We start from the raw sequence: 14,744 nt of genomic DNA, 5'->3' as shown, positions 1-14,744 counted from the left end.
TGTGAAGCGAGTCGGTTTCCTGGTCCGGATTCTGAGATCCACGCATCCGCACGACTTCACTTCTACAAAAAAATAGTAGCACAGACCATGGCCGTGGTCTGTGCTACTAATGTTAGTATGTTTCCGCGGGGAGCGGCCTGAGCCTCCTCGTCCGCTTCGCTACCTGCGGGGTCTCAGGACTCGCTCTGGTTCCCGCAGGAGTCACCGCCTGACGCTTCATTCTGGTTCTGTTTAGAATTGAAGTGTTACTTTCTATAAAAAGAACTGAAAAAACAATCCTTTTTACAGAAGACATCTTAAGATATGGAGCAAAACAGCGAAGACGCCATGGGGACCAAGCGAAGTGCTGAGATCCACTCGGGCGAAGTGTAATGAGGCCGAGTTAGCTCAGCGCGAGCCCCCAGGCAAGCGAGGCTGTTTTGCGGAATATCGGTTACAAATACTCTTTCTATCACCTTTAATTAGTACGAACTCGGTTGATCGGAATCGATGAGGTGATGTCATTTACGACCCAGCTGGCGCAAATCAAGCCGACGGTCGATGGCGCAAAAGCGTTGGACGATGGCGGCATTTTCGCTTTGCGGATCGCCGCGTCGGGTTTGCCGACGCTGCCGACAACATCTTCCCGCACGATGATTGGGCTCTCATCGGAAAACACCACCGGAATCCCTTTGCGGATGCCCGCCTGGCGCAACTTCTTGCGAATGATTTTTGCCAGTGGATCGGTATGCGTTTTCGAGATGTCCGCTATTTTGAAACGTGTAGGATCGGTTTTATTCGCGGCGCCCATACTTGAAATGATTTTGATGCCGCGGCGATGGCATTCCTGCATCAAATGCACTTTGTACACCATGGTGTCGGATGCATCAATGACATAATCCGGATTATGGCTGAAAAACTCCTCGAATGTATCTTCTGTATAGAACATATGCATATCGATGACTTCGCAGTCTTCGTTAATATCAGCGATGCGCTTTTTCATCACGGCGCTTTTTGACTGTCCAATGGTCGACAGGTTTGCCACAAGCTGCCGGTTGACGTTGGTGATATCGACATTATCTTTATCCACCAGGATGATGCGGCCGACGCCGCTCCTTGCACAGGCTTCAGCGGCAAAAGAACCGACGCCTCCGACTCCAAGGACCGCCACTGTTGTATCCTTCAATAATTTGATGCCTTCTGTACCTATTGCTAATTCATTGCGTGAAAATTGATGTAACATAGTTTCCCAGCCTTTCAATGTTGATGAATCTACTTGGAATTATACACAAATAAAAACCCCCCAGCAAATTGCTGAAGGGTGTAAAGGAAAAATTTAAGTGAGAATCCCGATCGTGCCGTCATTGAGTTGCATATCGTTTTTGAACCCGCTTCTAGCAGGTGGGTGACCTCTTCGCCGCTTATAACTTCCGGTTAGGGCATGTTAGCCACGGTGAAATCTGGTCTCCCGACGACAAAATGTTGGGTCAAAACTGAATTGCCTGTAACGAACACATCAGGATTCTCTACTAAGGTTATATTATCACAGCATCCGGAATTCTACAACCGTTTTAACCTAGCCCTTTTGTATTATTCTGAACATTCAGTGATAGGCTTAATTCATCAAGCTGGTCTTGTGCAACCGGGCTCGGTGCATTTGTCAGCAAGTCGCTGGCACTGGCTGTCTTCGGAAATGCGATGGTATCGCGAAGGTTCGTGCGACCGGAGAGGATCATAACCAACCGGTCCAGACCAAAGGCGATCCCGCCGTGCGGAGGTGTTCCGTATTCAAATGCATCCATCAGGAAACCGAACTGCGCGCGTGCTTCTTCTTCGGAGAACCCAAGCACTTCGAACATTTTCTCCTGGATGTCGCGGCGATAAATACGTGCCGACCCGCCGCCAAGTTCATAGCCGTTCAACACAAGGTCATAGGCCTGAGCGCGGACATTCTGCGGATCCGTCGATAATTTATCGATGTCCTCTTCGTACGGCATTGTGAACGGATGGTGCGCTGCGTAATAGCGGCCGTCTTTCTCATCGTATTCAAACAGCGGCCAGTCAGTAATCCAAAGGAATTTATAGACTGATTCATCAATCAAACCGAGTTCTTTGCCGAATTTCAAGCGAAGTGCCCCAAGTGCGTCCGCGACAACCGATTTCTTATCTGCGACAAACAGCAGCATATCTCCCGCTTCCGCTCCCGCAGCGTCAATCAGGGATTGCGCAGCTTCGCCTTCGAAGAATTTGGCAATCGGTCCTTTGACGCCGTCCGCTTCTACTTTCAGCCACGCAAGGCCTTTCGCGCCATAGCGTCCGGCAAATTCGCCGAGTGCGTCTATATCTTTACGGGAATAGTTCGCTGCCTGCCCTTTGACGTTGATCAATTTCACCTGGCCACCGTTTTCTACAGCGCCGGCGAATACTTTAAACGAGGAATCCTTCACCAGTGCCGAAACATTCACCAGTTCAAGGCCAAAGCGGACATCCGGTTTATCTGAACCAAATCGTTCCATCGCTTCCGTATATTTCATTCGCTCGAATTTTGGCTCAATGTCGACCCCTTTGACTCCTTTCATCATTTGGACCATTAAACGTTCGTTCATTTCCAGGATGTCTTCCATCGTCTGGAAACTCATTTCCATATCGATTTGCGTAAATTCCGGCTGACGGTCTGCACGCAAATCTTCATCGCGGAAACAGCGGGCGATCTGGTAGTACTTATCAAAGCCGGAAACCATCAGCATTTGCTTGAACAATTGCGGCGATTGCGGCAATGCATAAAACTCACCGTCATGGACGCGGCTCGGCACCAGATAATCCCGTGCGCCTTCCGGAGTCGACTTAGTCAGAATCGGTGTTTCTACTTCCAAAAACCCTTCTTCGTCAAGGAAGCGGCGGATGGATTTTGTCACTTCCGAACGCATTTTGAACGTTTCATACATTTCCGGACGGCGAAGGTCCAAATAACGGTATTTCAATCGGAGGTCTTCACTGACATCGGTATTGTCTTCAATCGCGAATGGCGGGTTTTTCGCCGCATTGATGATGCTGGCGGAATCCACCTGGATTTCAATTTTTCCTGTTTTCAATGCTGCGTTGATCTGGCCATCCGCGCGTTCAACGACCAACCCTTCGATGTGGACGACGAACTCACTGCGCAATTTTTCGCCAACCTGCACTGTTTCCATTGAAATTTCCGGGTTAAAGACAGCCTGCACGATGCCCGAACGGTCACGGACGTCGACAAAAATCAGGCCGCCAAGGTCTCTGCGTTTCTGGACCCAGCCTTTGATGGAAACACGTTGGCCGATAGCCGTTTCGTTCACTTCACCACAATAATGCGTTCTTGTCATAAGTATTCCTCCAATAGTTTCTTTGCGTTTTTCTTCTATATAAAATAGGAAAGAGCATATATTTACCGCTTCGGCGCTTTGGACAGTGCTCCCGCAATAAGCCGAGAAAAGCACTCGTCTTATTGCTTCGCTCAGTCCGGCGGCGCGCCGGCGCTAGAGAGTTCATAGCGATATGGAGCAAAACAGCGAAGACGCCTTAGGGACCAAGCGAAGCTGTTTTGCGGAACAACAGTTACAAAAGATTATTCCTTCTAATTGATATCTAACTTTTACTATCCAAAATCGCTCCAGCAATCGCCTCAAACGCCAGCTCCTGCTGCTCGCCCGTCGCCATCTTCTTCAGCGCGACTTTGCCGCTTTCGAGCTCGGTTTCGCCGATGACGATGACGTAAGCTGCGTGCTTGCGGTCTGCCGACTTCATCTGCGCCTTCACTTTGCGGCCGTTGAAGTCCATATCGGCGGAAATGCCATTATCACGCAGGTCACGGACAACCGTAAACGCTTTTTTCTTGGTCGATTCGTCCATAGCGACGACGTAGACCTCGAGGTCAGCGGATTGGCCTATTTCAATTTTCTCCATTTCCAATGCCAACAAGAGACGTTCGATGCTCATGGCAAAGCCGATGCCAGGAGATTCCGGTCCGCCTAAATCTTCGACGAGCCCATTATAGCGTCCGCCGCCGCAGAGCGTCGTGATTGCGCCGAACCCTTCGGCATCACTCATGATTTCGAACGCGGTATGGTTGTAATAATCCAGGCCGCGCACCAAATTCGGATCGACGACATAATCGATGCCCAGCGCTTCCAGATAGCCTTTGACGCCATCAAAATACGCTTGTGATTCGTTATTCAGGTAATCCGCCAAAGAAGGCGCCGTTCCCATCAATTCGTGGTTGCGGTCCACTTTGCAGTCCAGAATGCGGAGCGGATTCTTCGTCAGGCGCGACTGGCAATCACTGCAGAATTCATCGATTCTCGGCTCGAAATGCTTGATCAGCGCTTCTTTGTGCGCGATGCGGCTTTCGGTGTCACCAAGGGAGTTGATGACCAGGCGGAGCTGCTTCAGTCCGACAGAACGGTACACTTCCATTGCGAGTGAAATCACTTCCGCGTCAATTGCCGGATCCTTCGAACCGATCGCTTCCACGCCGAACTGGACAAACTGGCGCGTGCGCCCTGCCTGTGGCCGCTCGTAACGGAACATTGGTCCCATATAAGACAGTTTCACCGGCTGGTCCGGCAAACCGAATAATTTATTCTCCACGTAAGAACGCACGACTGAAGCAGTGCCTTCTGGACGTAGCGTCAGCGAGCGGTCACCGCGGTCCTGGAATGTATACATTTCTTTTTGGACGATATCGGTCGTATCACCAACTCCGCGCTGGAACAATTCCGTATGCTCAAAAATCGGCGTCCGGATTTCCTTGTATTGGTAAAGTCTGCAAAGTTCGTTGATTTTTTGTTCCACTTCCTGCCATTTGGCAGATTGTTCCGGCAGCACGTCGTAAGTGCCGCGCGGCAATTGAATATTCTTGCCCATGTTCCACACTCCTCTTTTTTTTCATACAAAAAAGCTCCCGCCCCTTGCTTGCGCAAGGGACGAGAGCCTGTATTCAAGCTTCCGCGGTTCCACCCTAGTTGATGCGAAAAAACTCGCACCCTCTCATTCCCGGATAACGGCCGGTTCCGTCCCTTCCTACTAAATGCCAAATAGCGCATCTTTCAGAAAAGAGCCTCTTAAGTGTTATTCACCACACATTCCTGCAGGGAAGTTTGCAGCCCGGGACTTCCCCTCTCTTATCAGCGAATCGTGCGGTTACTTTCTTCGTCAACGGCGTTCATTTCATATAATAAGCTTAATCTTAAATATTCCTATCCACCTTGTCAACCTTTTTCACATTTCATATGATTTATTTGCTAGAATAAATATACCGTCTTATGAGGAGGTCCTATATGATCCGTAAATTCACAATTACATACATAATTTTCATTTTATTGATGGCTCTGGCCTTGCCATCTGGTGAAAACCTCAACGTTTCTGCCAATACCGGCGGAATCGAAGTGGCCGAAGCTTCCATCAATGTCCGCAGTGGCCCCGGGCTTGCCTATCCGGTCGTAGCGTCCATGAAAGGCGGCGACGCTGTCGAGGAACTTTCCAGAAGCGGCGACTGGATCGAAGTCACAGTATCCGGCGAAACAGGCTGGATCGCTTCCTGGCTGACGAAAAGTTCGGTGCAGGCCAAAGCCGCAGCCAGCAAAACTGCGGTGTCATCCGTAAACCGGCTGAATGTCCGCACACAGCCAGATCTGTCCGCTTCTGTGCTGACGCAGATGAATGCCGGCGAACAAGCAACGATTCTGACTGAAACGCACGGCTGGGCCGAAGTGGAATTCCGCGGCTCCCGAGGATTCGTTTCAACTGACTACATAAGCATCAACGAAAGCAGCAATGCGAACCCCGCCCCGGCGGCCAGCGACGTGTCCTCGATTGAAATTGCCGTGGACACGCTGAACGTCCGCAAAAAAGCGGATCTCAGTTCTGCCAAGCAAGGGACGGTAAAAAAGGGCGAAATTTACCCGGTCCTCAAACTGGAAGGCAATTGGGTCCAGATTCAACTGGACGACAATAAAACCGGCTGGGTCTATTCCTTTTACGGCCATCTGTCCAATGAAACTGTCGAGAAAAAAACTGACAGCAGCACCGGCACCGTAACGGTTCAGACAAACGGTACAAATATGCGGACGCAGGCCACCACTTCTTCTGAAGTGGCTGCCCGCGCCAATGCCGGCGACCAATTGGCCGTTGTCGCAAAACAAGGCGACTGGTATCAGGTCGCACTTTCCGGCGGCGGAACCGGCTTTATCGCCTCCTGGGTGGTTGCTGCCGGCGCGCTTGAACTGGCAACAGAAGAAGAGAAACCGGCACGCAAAAAAGGAACACTGAACGGCCTGACCATTGTTCTTGACCCCGGCCACGGAGGCAATGACGGCGGCACTGTCGGCGTCCGCAAAACCGAAGAAAAAGGTTTGACGCTGAAAACCGCAGAACTGCTGTCCAAGCACCTTCGATCCGCTGGAGCAGAAGTGTATATGACGCGGCAGTCCGATGCTTACGTCGACCTCCGCCAGCGCGTGGCGGAAGCGCATAAGGTCTCAGCAGACGCCTTTATCAGCATCCACTATGATGCAACGGAAGACAATAGTGTTTCCGGCTTTACATCCTATTACATGCACGATTACCAACAGGAACTCGCTACTTACCTGAACAGCGGGCTTGGCAGCAAGCTGACGCTCCGCGACCGCGGCGTACAGCCCGGCAATTACCTCGTGCTGCGCGAAAACCGCCAGGCGGCTGTTCTGGTGGAACTGGGCTTCCTGAGCAATTACACCGAAGAACGCATTATCTCTTCCGAACAATTCCGCGAGCAGGCAGCACTCGGCCTGTACCAGGGAACAATCAATTATTTCGATGCACAATTAGGGAAATAAAAAAGGCTGTCCATTGCGGACAGCTTTTTCTTTTTGGGAGGGTTAGATTAGGTGGTTGCTTGGAAATATTATGCATATTTATTTTATTAGTTGCGCGAAATGGACTTTCGGTTGCGGTTGGATTGCATTTAGTTGCGGTTGGACGCCGATTAGTTGCGGTTAGCTGCCATTTAGTTGCGGTTGCGAATAAATCCCCCACAACTTCCACATTTGGAAACCAGAACCCGAAAAAAAAGGCGACACGGAACTCTCCGCATCGCCTTTTTTCAAATTCACTTCGATTCCACAATCATCGTCACCGGTCCGTCGTTCACCAGTTGGACGTCCATCATGGCGCCGAATACGCCTTCTTTAACTTTCAGTCCTTCATTGCGCAGAACCTCATTGAAGTAATTCCATAATGGCTCCGCCTGCTCCGGGCGTGCGGCTTCGATAAAGCTTGGGCGCCGCCCTTTTCGGATGTCGCCGTACAGCGTGAATTGGGAAATCGACAGGATATCGCCGCCGTTGTCAAAAATCGAACGGTTCATCTTGCCTTCTTCGTCTTCGAACAACCGTATTTGCGCAATTTTGCGTGCGCAGTAATCGGCGTCCTTTTCTGTATCTTCGTGCGTGATGCCGACGAGCAGCACATAGCCGGAGTTGATAACCCCGGTGATGCTGCCTTCGACGGTCACGGATGCTTCTTTGCTTCGTTGAAGAATGACTCGCATAATGCCTCCTTAATTCATGACGCGGTTGACCGAATAGACATCCGGCAATTGCTTGATCCGTTCGACCACACGGTTCAGGTGGGTGATATGCGGAATCATGATCGACAGGTTGATCGTCGCGATTTTGTTGTTGTCGGCGCGGCCGCTGACGGCAACGATGGTGGTTTTCGTTTCGCTGACCATATGCATGACTTCGTTAATCAGCCCTGTGCGGTCATAGGCCTGCACTTCGATATCGATCTGATAGGCTTTGTTGTCCGGCGTTTCAGCGTGTTCCCATTCCACCGGAATCAGGCGATCGGTTTCGTTTGCCTGGACGTTCGGACAGTCGGCACGATGAACGGAAACGCCGCGGCCTTTGGTAATGAAACCGATGATCGCGTCGCCCGGGACCGGGTTGCAGCATTTCGACAGGCGGATCATCATGTTGTCGATACCGCGGACGATGACGCCCGATTCTGTCTGTTTGCGCGGCTGGTTCGATTTCATCTCGACCGTGATTTTCTCGAGAGCTTCTTCCTGCTCGCGTTTTTTACGTTCTTTTTCGGCCAGGCGGTTGACTACCTGCTGAGCGGTGATGCCGGTGAATCCGACCGCTGCGTACATATCGTCCTCGCCGGCGAAGTTGAATTTTTCGCAGACACGTTTGATATTTTCATTGCTCAGAATTTCTTTCGGCACGAAATCCTGCGCTTTGATTTCGCGCTCGATCATTTCCTTGCCTTTTTGGACGTTGTCTTCGCGCAATTGTTTTTTGAAGAATTGACGGATTTTGTTTTTGGCCTGCGTGGACTTGGCGATTTTCAGCCAGTCGCGGCTCGGGCCGAATGATTGCTTGGAAGTCAGAATTTCGACGATGTCGCCGGTATTCAACTGCGTATCAAGCGGCACCATCTTGCCGTTGACTTTGGCGCCGATGGTTTTGTTGCCGATTTCAGAATGCACGCGGTAGGCAAAATCAATCGGGCAGGAGCCCGCCGGCATCTCGATCACATCGCCTTTTGGCGAGAACACATAGACCATATCGGAAAACAGGTCGAATTTAAGCGACTCCATGAATTCTTCGGCATTGTCTGATTCGTTCTGGAAATCGAGGATTTCACGGAACCAGGAAAGACGGGAATCGACAGAGCTCACCGGTTTGACTGAAGCTTTGCCTTCTTTGTAAGCCCAATGTGCCGCTACTCCATATTCGGCAATGCGGTGCATTTCCTCCGTACGGATCTGGACTTCGAGCGGGTCGCCCTGTGGCCCGATCACGGTGGTATGCAGCGACTGGTAAAGATTCTGTTTCGGCATGGCGATGTAATCCTTGAAACGGCCCGGCATCGGTTTCCACGTCGAGTGGATGATGCCCAGCACGGCGTAACAGTCCTTGATGCTTTCAACGGTAATCCGGACAGCCAATAAATCATAGATTTCATTGAACTGCTTGTTCTGCACTGCCATTTTTTTATAGATGCTGTAGATGTGCTTCGGACGCCCGAACAGGTCCGCTTTGATATCGACCTCATCCAGCTGGATGCGGATCTCTTCCATGACATTATTCAAGTAATCTTCACGTTCCGTGCGCTTTTTCTTCATGAGGTTGACGATGCGGTAATATTGCTGTGGGTTGAGATAGCGCAGAGCCGTATCTTCAAGCTCCCACTTTATGGTGTTGATACCGAGGCGGTGCGCAATCGGAGCAAAAATTTCCAGCGTTTCGTTCGCCTTGATCCGCTGCTTCTCGACTGTCTGGTATTTTAACGTCCGCAGATTGTGCAGTCTGTCCGCCAACTTAATCAGTATGACCCGGATATCCTGCGCCATCGCCACAAACATTTTGCGGTGATTTTCCGCCTGCTGTTCTTCTTTTGACATGTATTGGATCTTGCTCAATTTTGTTACGCCATCCACAAGCAAAGCGACTTCTTCATCAAAATCACGGACGATGTCTTCACGGCTGACTTCCGTATCTTCCACGACGTCATGCAAAAAGCCCGCTGCTACCGTAGCGGGATCCATTTCCAGCTCCGCAAGAATTCCCGCGACCTGGACCGGATGGACAATATAAGGTTCCCCTGATTTGCGGAATTGTCCCATATGGGCATCATATGCCACCTGATATGCTCTTCGGATCATCTCAACATTTTCTTTGTTCATATACGAAGCGACACTATCAAATACATCTTCAGCTGTCTTTACTTGGTCTTTCGCCATAATTGTCCACCTTGCTCCTCTTTTTTCAGAAAGTATATCTATACATTATAGAAAACATTGGGGCAAATTGTAAAGCTTGGTCATTTATTCACCCGTAAATGTTCCCCGTTCTCACAGAAACTGGTAAATTTGAAATCCGGGAGCGTCTGTCAAACGGCAAAGTATTATTCCATTCTTACGATATTCACCATTCTGACTGTAGAAACGTCCTCTCCACAGTCTATCATGCCTGATGAAGATTTTCGGGAAATAATATTTTGGAGCAACACATTGCGCACATTGCGCGGGCCCGCAGCCACAGAAATGTCACTGCCCGCCTTTTTAAAGCCGACTATACTGCCATTGGCCATCGCCACATTCTGCGCACGGAATTGGATGGATGCCGCCGTTTGCTTCCGGTAGTCATAGGCGGCATCCCCGGCGAACAGAAACTGATTGATTGCGACGTTCCGGTACCCGGAAACCACCAGCGCCCGCGGAGACGAATTTTTGTAAAGTTTCGTCCGGACCGGTTGGATGGCAACCAGTTTTTGGGCGCTTATCGTAAAGGCCGACCGGGATTCCTCATCGTCCGTATGATGATGGCCGATGTGGCGGAAATTGAATGCCCGGTTATCGTTCACCGACAGATGGCCGGACAGGTGGACACCGGAAGCGGCGGAAGACGTTTCATGCGCTTTGATTTCAACGCCGCCGAAGCAGCGGGTGCTCGAGTTGTTGACGAGCCAGACATTGCGTGAGCCGTCGTCGATTTCAAAGCCATTCGAATTGGAAATGCCCTGTTTATGCGCCCGGCCGCTCGGATCGCTGAAATGGCTGTTCGAGATAAAGACGTGATTGCTGTGATGGGTCGTCACGCCGTCATCTCCGAAACCCGACCCGGTCACCCGGTCGAGCCAAATATGGCTGCTCGCCCCTTTCGCTGTCGTACCATCGCCCGCGTAACTGTAGAACGTAGACGATATATCAAAGCAATGAAGCCCCGGATTGATGGCATCAACGTCTTTGACCCAGCCATATTCGACTTTTGCAAATGTCAGGCAGCTGGAAAGATTATTGCCGCTGGCTGTTTTTTGGTGAGGTTTTAATCGCTCGAGATTCCAGTCGAGCGTAAGCCTTTCCACCGAAATGTTGCGGTTGCCGGCAATCGGATTCCTGTTGGCGAGCAGCGTCCGCCGCCGCGGCGCCCCGTCGTGCAGCCGGATCACCGTTTTGCCTTTGCCCGCTCCGACCAGCCGCGTCCAGGAGGGCACTTTCAATCCTTTGACGATGTACTGCCCTTCCGGCACAAATATGGTCTTGCCCCCTGAGCCGAATGCTCGTTTGAATGCGGCTGTGGAATCGGTGCGGCCATCTGCCCGCGCGCCGAAATCCGTGACTGACACAGCTGTCGATGCAACCGAAAGCAAGCGTTCATATTCGCGGTCGAGCTCCTTTTTCCAGTACGGAAAGATCTCGTTCCCCTCCACCTCGAATCCGAGGTCACTTACGTCTTCCACCACAAATTCTGCGGAAAATGGCGACCAGATCCGCTCCCGGGCAGTTTTTTTACGCTTATGCGGCGCTACCTCCACCGGCTTTCTGATTTCGTCATACAGCTGCTGCGTCTCTTCGGTGATTGCTTCCAGTTTGCCGCGAGTCCCGAGCAGCTCATCGATGAGCCGGCCGTTGTTGATCGGATGATGCCTGTCGTCCCACTTCAGCATGCGAACACCTCTTAACATTTTTGTTATACGTTCTTGTTCTTTACCCGCTGCGGGGTAAATCAGTCATGGCGTTTCGGTGAGTTGGGGTTATCTTCTTTATTGAATCGACATAACCAGGGAATATTTAACATAAATAAAATCCTGTGTCTAATTCACATATTTTCGTTTGTTGAAATATCAAATTATTACTACAATCAAAAATCAGCCCGAAGCGCAATTGCGCCTCGGGCTGATTCTGTTTTTCATCAGTATTGCAAAAGCGTACGAACTTCGTAGCCTTCGAGTTTGTCGCGGCCGTCCAGGTAAGTCAATTCAATCAGGAACGCACAGCCAACAACGATGCCGCCAAGCTGTTCGACAAGGTTGATCGTTGCTTCGATCGTCCCGCCTGTTGCCAGAAGGTCATCGGTGATCAACACGCGCTGTCCCGGTTTGATGGCGTCATTGTGCATCGTCAAAACGTCTTTCCCGTATTCAAGGCCGTATTCCGCGCGAATGACTTCGCGGGGCAGTTTGCCTTCCTTGCGGACAGGCGCAAAACCGAGTCCGAGCGCATAAGCGACCGGGCAGCCGATGATGAATCCGCGGGCTTCGGGGCCAACGATGATATCTGCTTCCACTTGTTTCGCGTATTCGACAATCTGATCTGTAGCGTATTTATAGGCTGCACCATTGTCCATCAAAGAAGTTATATCCTTGAAACGGATTCCCGGTTTCGGCCAATCTTCAACAATTGTAATATACTGTTTTAAATCCATACCTGTTCCTCCTTGGCAGACACTTTCGCGTCGAACCACTCTTTTAAGTCTCGATAAGATGCATACAGAAGCTTTTGTTCCAGGGCAATCTGCTGCTCGCGCTTGATGTAGCTCGGCGCTTCAGCCAAATCACGTTTGCCCGGAGATTCTGCGATCTCAGTAAGTCCATTGTTAAGTGTAACAAAACCGAGTTCAAAAAACACCTGCAACATGAAAAATAAAGAATCGCGGGTCCAGCCTTTATGCTTCGCGAGTTCATCGGAATGCTTTTTGAAATCGAACGTTCCGCGTTTTTTGATAAAAGCGAACAGCCATTTGAACTGCTCACGCGTCGGAATCTGCTCGAAATACTGCGATTCCTTGGCATAGAAATGCGCGTAGATCCGTTTCGGGCTGAGTTCCTTCAGCACTGCCACCAGCTGTTCTTCCGATTCCGGCAAATCGAGCAGCACCAGATGATGCTTGGCACTTTCAAACCCGCCGATCGTATCCGCCGTATGGATCGGGTGCTGGATCAGTGTATTGAAAACCGTTACCGTCTCCTGGTTGAACGCGAGATACACCTGGTCCCGTTCGGGAATCATTTTCGACCAGCGGGAAACCTGGCGGATGCCGCGGATGTCGAATAACTGCCACTGGTCGGTGCGAATATCTTCGATCAGCAATTGCGGTTTTTTGCGGCCGTTCCACTCGTTGATCTGCAGGTCGCCGATGACATCAATCAGTACATCCGGCGTCAACTGGTCCCCGATTTCACCGATTCCGAATCCGACAGCATCGAGCGTTGTGCCCGTTGACGCCAGTTCCACTTTCAAATGGTTCTGTGCCGCTCCGATTTTGCGGATGGATGCCACTTTCACACCTTTGATATAAAATTTCGGCTTGGCAAAGCCCATGCCGTATGGCGCAAGAATGCGCATGGATTCTATTGTCTCCGTATCGATTTCTTCAAGTTCCACCGGAATGTCGATGTTGACGACCGGCGTGAGGTCTTCCGCCGTCAGAACGGCTTCTGCCTGTTTGTTGAGGCGATTGCGCAGTTCTGCGACATTTGCAGCTTCAAGCGTCATGCCGGCGGCCATCGGGTGTCCCCCGAAGGCCGGCAGGATATCACGGTTTTCGGCCAATTCGTTATAAAGGTGGAAACCTTCGATACTGCGCGCCGAACCTTTCGCCTTGCCCGTTTCCGGATCCAGTGAAAGAACGATGGTCGGCCGGTAATATTTCTCGACCAGTTTCGATGCCACAATCCCGACAACGCCTGGATTCCAGCCTTCCTGTTCAACGATGATGACATGCGGCGGCCCGTCCGGGTACCGTGACTCCACCTGTGCCGTCGCTTCTTCCGCTATTTTCTTGACGATGGCCTGGCGTTCCTTATTCAAAGCGTCCAGTCCATCCGCCAGGGAACGCGCCTGTGCAGGGTCTTCCGTCAGCAGCATCGTAACCGCCGGGTCAGCGTCCTGCAGACGGCCGATGGCATTGATCCGCGGACCGAACATGAAGCCGATCGTTTCTTCATTGATTTCCTGCTGCTTGACGCCTGCCACTTCGGACAGGGCTTCAAAGGCGGGGCGCGGAGAATCGCGCAGCGCCTGCAGCCCCTCTTTGACAAAAATCCGGTTTTCGCCGTGCATCGGCACAAGATCCGCAATGGTTCCGATAGCAACAAGTTCCACCAGGTGATCCGGCATTTCCTCGTAGAGCGCATGCGCCATTTTAAAGGCCACACCGACGCCCGCGAGTTCACCGAAAGGATAATTTCCTTCCGGATGGCGCGGGTGAATGATTGCCAGCGCATTCGGCAGCGTTTCGCCGATATCGTGGTGATCGCTGATGATCACGTCCATGCCGAGTCCGACCGCAAAATCTACGGGTTCGATGCCCGAGATTCCATTGTCGACAGTAACAATCAATTTCGCGCCATTATCGTAAGCCTGCTGGAATAATTCTTTGTTCGGGCCGTAGCCATGTTTAAAACGGTTTGGGATCATGAATGAAACATCCGCTCCCAAATCCTGCAAAACGGTCATCATGACGGCGGTGCTTGTTACGCCGTCCGCGTCATAATCCCCGTAAACGACTATTTTTTCCTGATTTTCGACAGCACTGCGGATACGCTCCACAGCGACATCCATATCTTTCATCAAATACGGATTATGTATGGCTGTAACATCCGTCGCCATGAATGCGCGGGCTTCTTCCACTGTGCGGATGCCCCGGGTCACGAGGATCTTCGCCAGCACGGAAGAAAGGGCTAATTCCTGTTGGATGTCCCGGACGGCCTGCGCGTCAGGCTCTGTCAAACGCCATCTTTTTTTGGATTCTATCATTTACAGTCACTTCCTCACTGGTCCATTATACAAGAAAAATCACCAGACAAAAACCTTTCGGCGCATTTGCCGAAAGGTTTCTTTGGTGTGCCCGGCATGGGCGTAATCTATAGGGTGCGAGTCCCGAACTGTGAAGGCAGAAGTAACAGTTAGCCAAGCGCAAGGGTGTCCACGGCGACGTGGAATCTGAAGGAAGCGGGCGGCAAAC

General features: G+C 51.1%; 9 protein-coding genes, 1 other RNA gene and 1 other annotated feature. Of the genes, 1 reads left to right on the top strand and 9 read right to left on the bottom strand.

Features of this window, described 5'->3' with window-relative positions:
* Positions 1–457: 457 nt before the first annotated feature.
* The 4 genes from DIJ65_RS15545 to hisS all read right to left on the bottom strand — a co-directional run bounded on the left by DIJ65_RS15545 (position 458) and on the right by hisS (position 4,875).
* The gene (locus DIJ65_RS15545) at positions 458–1,222 is read right to left on the bottom strand and encodes a tRNA threonylcarbamoyladenosine dehydratase (RefSeq protein ID WP_071151893.1); all 765 of its coding nucleotides are present in this window, start codon (positions 1,220–1,222) and stop codon (positions 458–460) included.
* Between the two features lie 99 nt (positions 1,223–1,321).
* Positions 1,322–1,505: non-coding RNA, 6S RNA (ssrS, locus tag DIJ65_RS15540), on the bottom strand.
* Positions 1,506–1,550: 45 nt separating this feature from the next.
* On the bottom strand, positions 1,551–3,335 hold the full coding sequence (aspS, locus tag DIJ65_RS15535) for an aspartate--tRNA ligase (RefSeq protein WP_071151890.1): 1,785 nt from the start codon (positions 3,333–3,335) through the stop codon (positions 1,551–1,553).
* Positions 3,336–3,597: 262 nt separating this feature from the next.
* Positions 3,598–4,875: a histidine--tRNA ligase gene (gene hisS, locus DIJ65_RS15530; protein ID WP_071151889.1), complete on the bottom strand. Its 1,278-nt coding sequence runs from the start codon at positions 4,873–4,875 to the stop codon at positions 3,598–3,600.
* 52 nt (positions 4,876–4,927) lie between these two features.
* Positions 4,928–5,176: a binding site (T-box leader), on the bottom strand.
* A 112-nt stretch (positions 5,177–5,288) separates the two neighbouring features.
* On the opposite strand from hisS, the gene DIJ65_RS15525 reads away from it, so the two are divergent.
* Positions 5,289–6,824 (top strand): N-acetylmuramoyl-L-alanine amidase family protein, encoded by a 1,536-nt coding sequence (locus DIJ65_RS15525; RefSeq protein ID WP_071151888.1) that lies wholly within the window; start codon positions 5,289–5,291, stop codon positions 6,822–6,824.
* Positions 6,825–7,096: 272 nt separating this feature from the next.
* Here the strand turns inward: DIJ65_RS15525 and dtd are convergent, their stop codons facing one another.
* The 5 genes from dtd to recJ form a co-directional block, all read right to left on the bottom strand.
* The gene (dtd, locus tag DIJ65_RS15520) at positions 7,097–7,537 is read right to left on the bottom strand and encodes a D-aminoacyl-tRNA deacylase (protein WP_071151887.1); all 441 of its coding nucleotides are present in this window, start codon (positions 7,535–7,537) and stop codon (positions 7,097–7,099) included.
* A 9-nt stretch (positions 7,538–7,546) separates the two neighbouring features.
* Complete coding sequence (locus DIJ65_RS15515) at positions 7,547–9,739, bottom strand: RelA/SpoT family protein (RefSeq protein WP_117303719.1); 2,193 nt, start codon at positions 9,737–9,739, stop codon at positions 7,547–7,549.
* A gap of 164 nt (positions 9,740–9,903) precedes the next feature.
* Positions 9,904–11,445 carry a glycosyl hydrolase family 28-related protein gene (locus tag DIJ65_RS15510; RefSeq protein ID WP_117303717.1) on the bottom strand — a complete coding sequence of 514 codons (1,542 nt, stop codon included), beginning with the start codon at positions 11,443–11,445 and terminating at the stop codon, positions 9,904–9,906.
* 245 nt (positions 11,446–11,690) lie between these two features.
* Positions 11,691–12,203 (bottom strand): adenine phosphoribosyltransferase, encoded by a 513-nt coding sequence (locus DIJ65_RS15505; protein ID WP_071151886.1) that lies wholly within the window; start codon positions 12,201–12,203, stop codon positions 11,691–11,693.
* A complete protein-coding gene (gene recJ, locus DIJ65_RS15500) occupies positions 12,194–14,536 on the bottom strand; it encodes a single-stranded-DNA-specific exonuclease RecJ (RefSeq protein ID WP_117303715.1) in 2,343 nt (780 codons plus the stop codon). The genes DIJ65_RS15505 and recJ overlap by 10 nt, the downstream gene beginning before the upstream one ends.
* Positions 14,537–14,744 lie beyond the last annotated feature (208 nt).

The organism is Planococcus salinarum (assembly GCF_007004625.1).
Taxonomy (GTDB): domain Bacteria; phylum Bacillota; class Bacilli; order Bacillales_A; family Planococcaceae; genus Planococcus; species Planococcus salinarum.
Note: the sequence above shows the minus strand (reverse complement) of the source record. Positions and strands in the feature narration are given on the sequence as shown.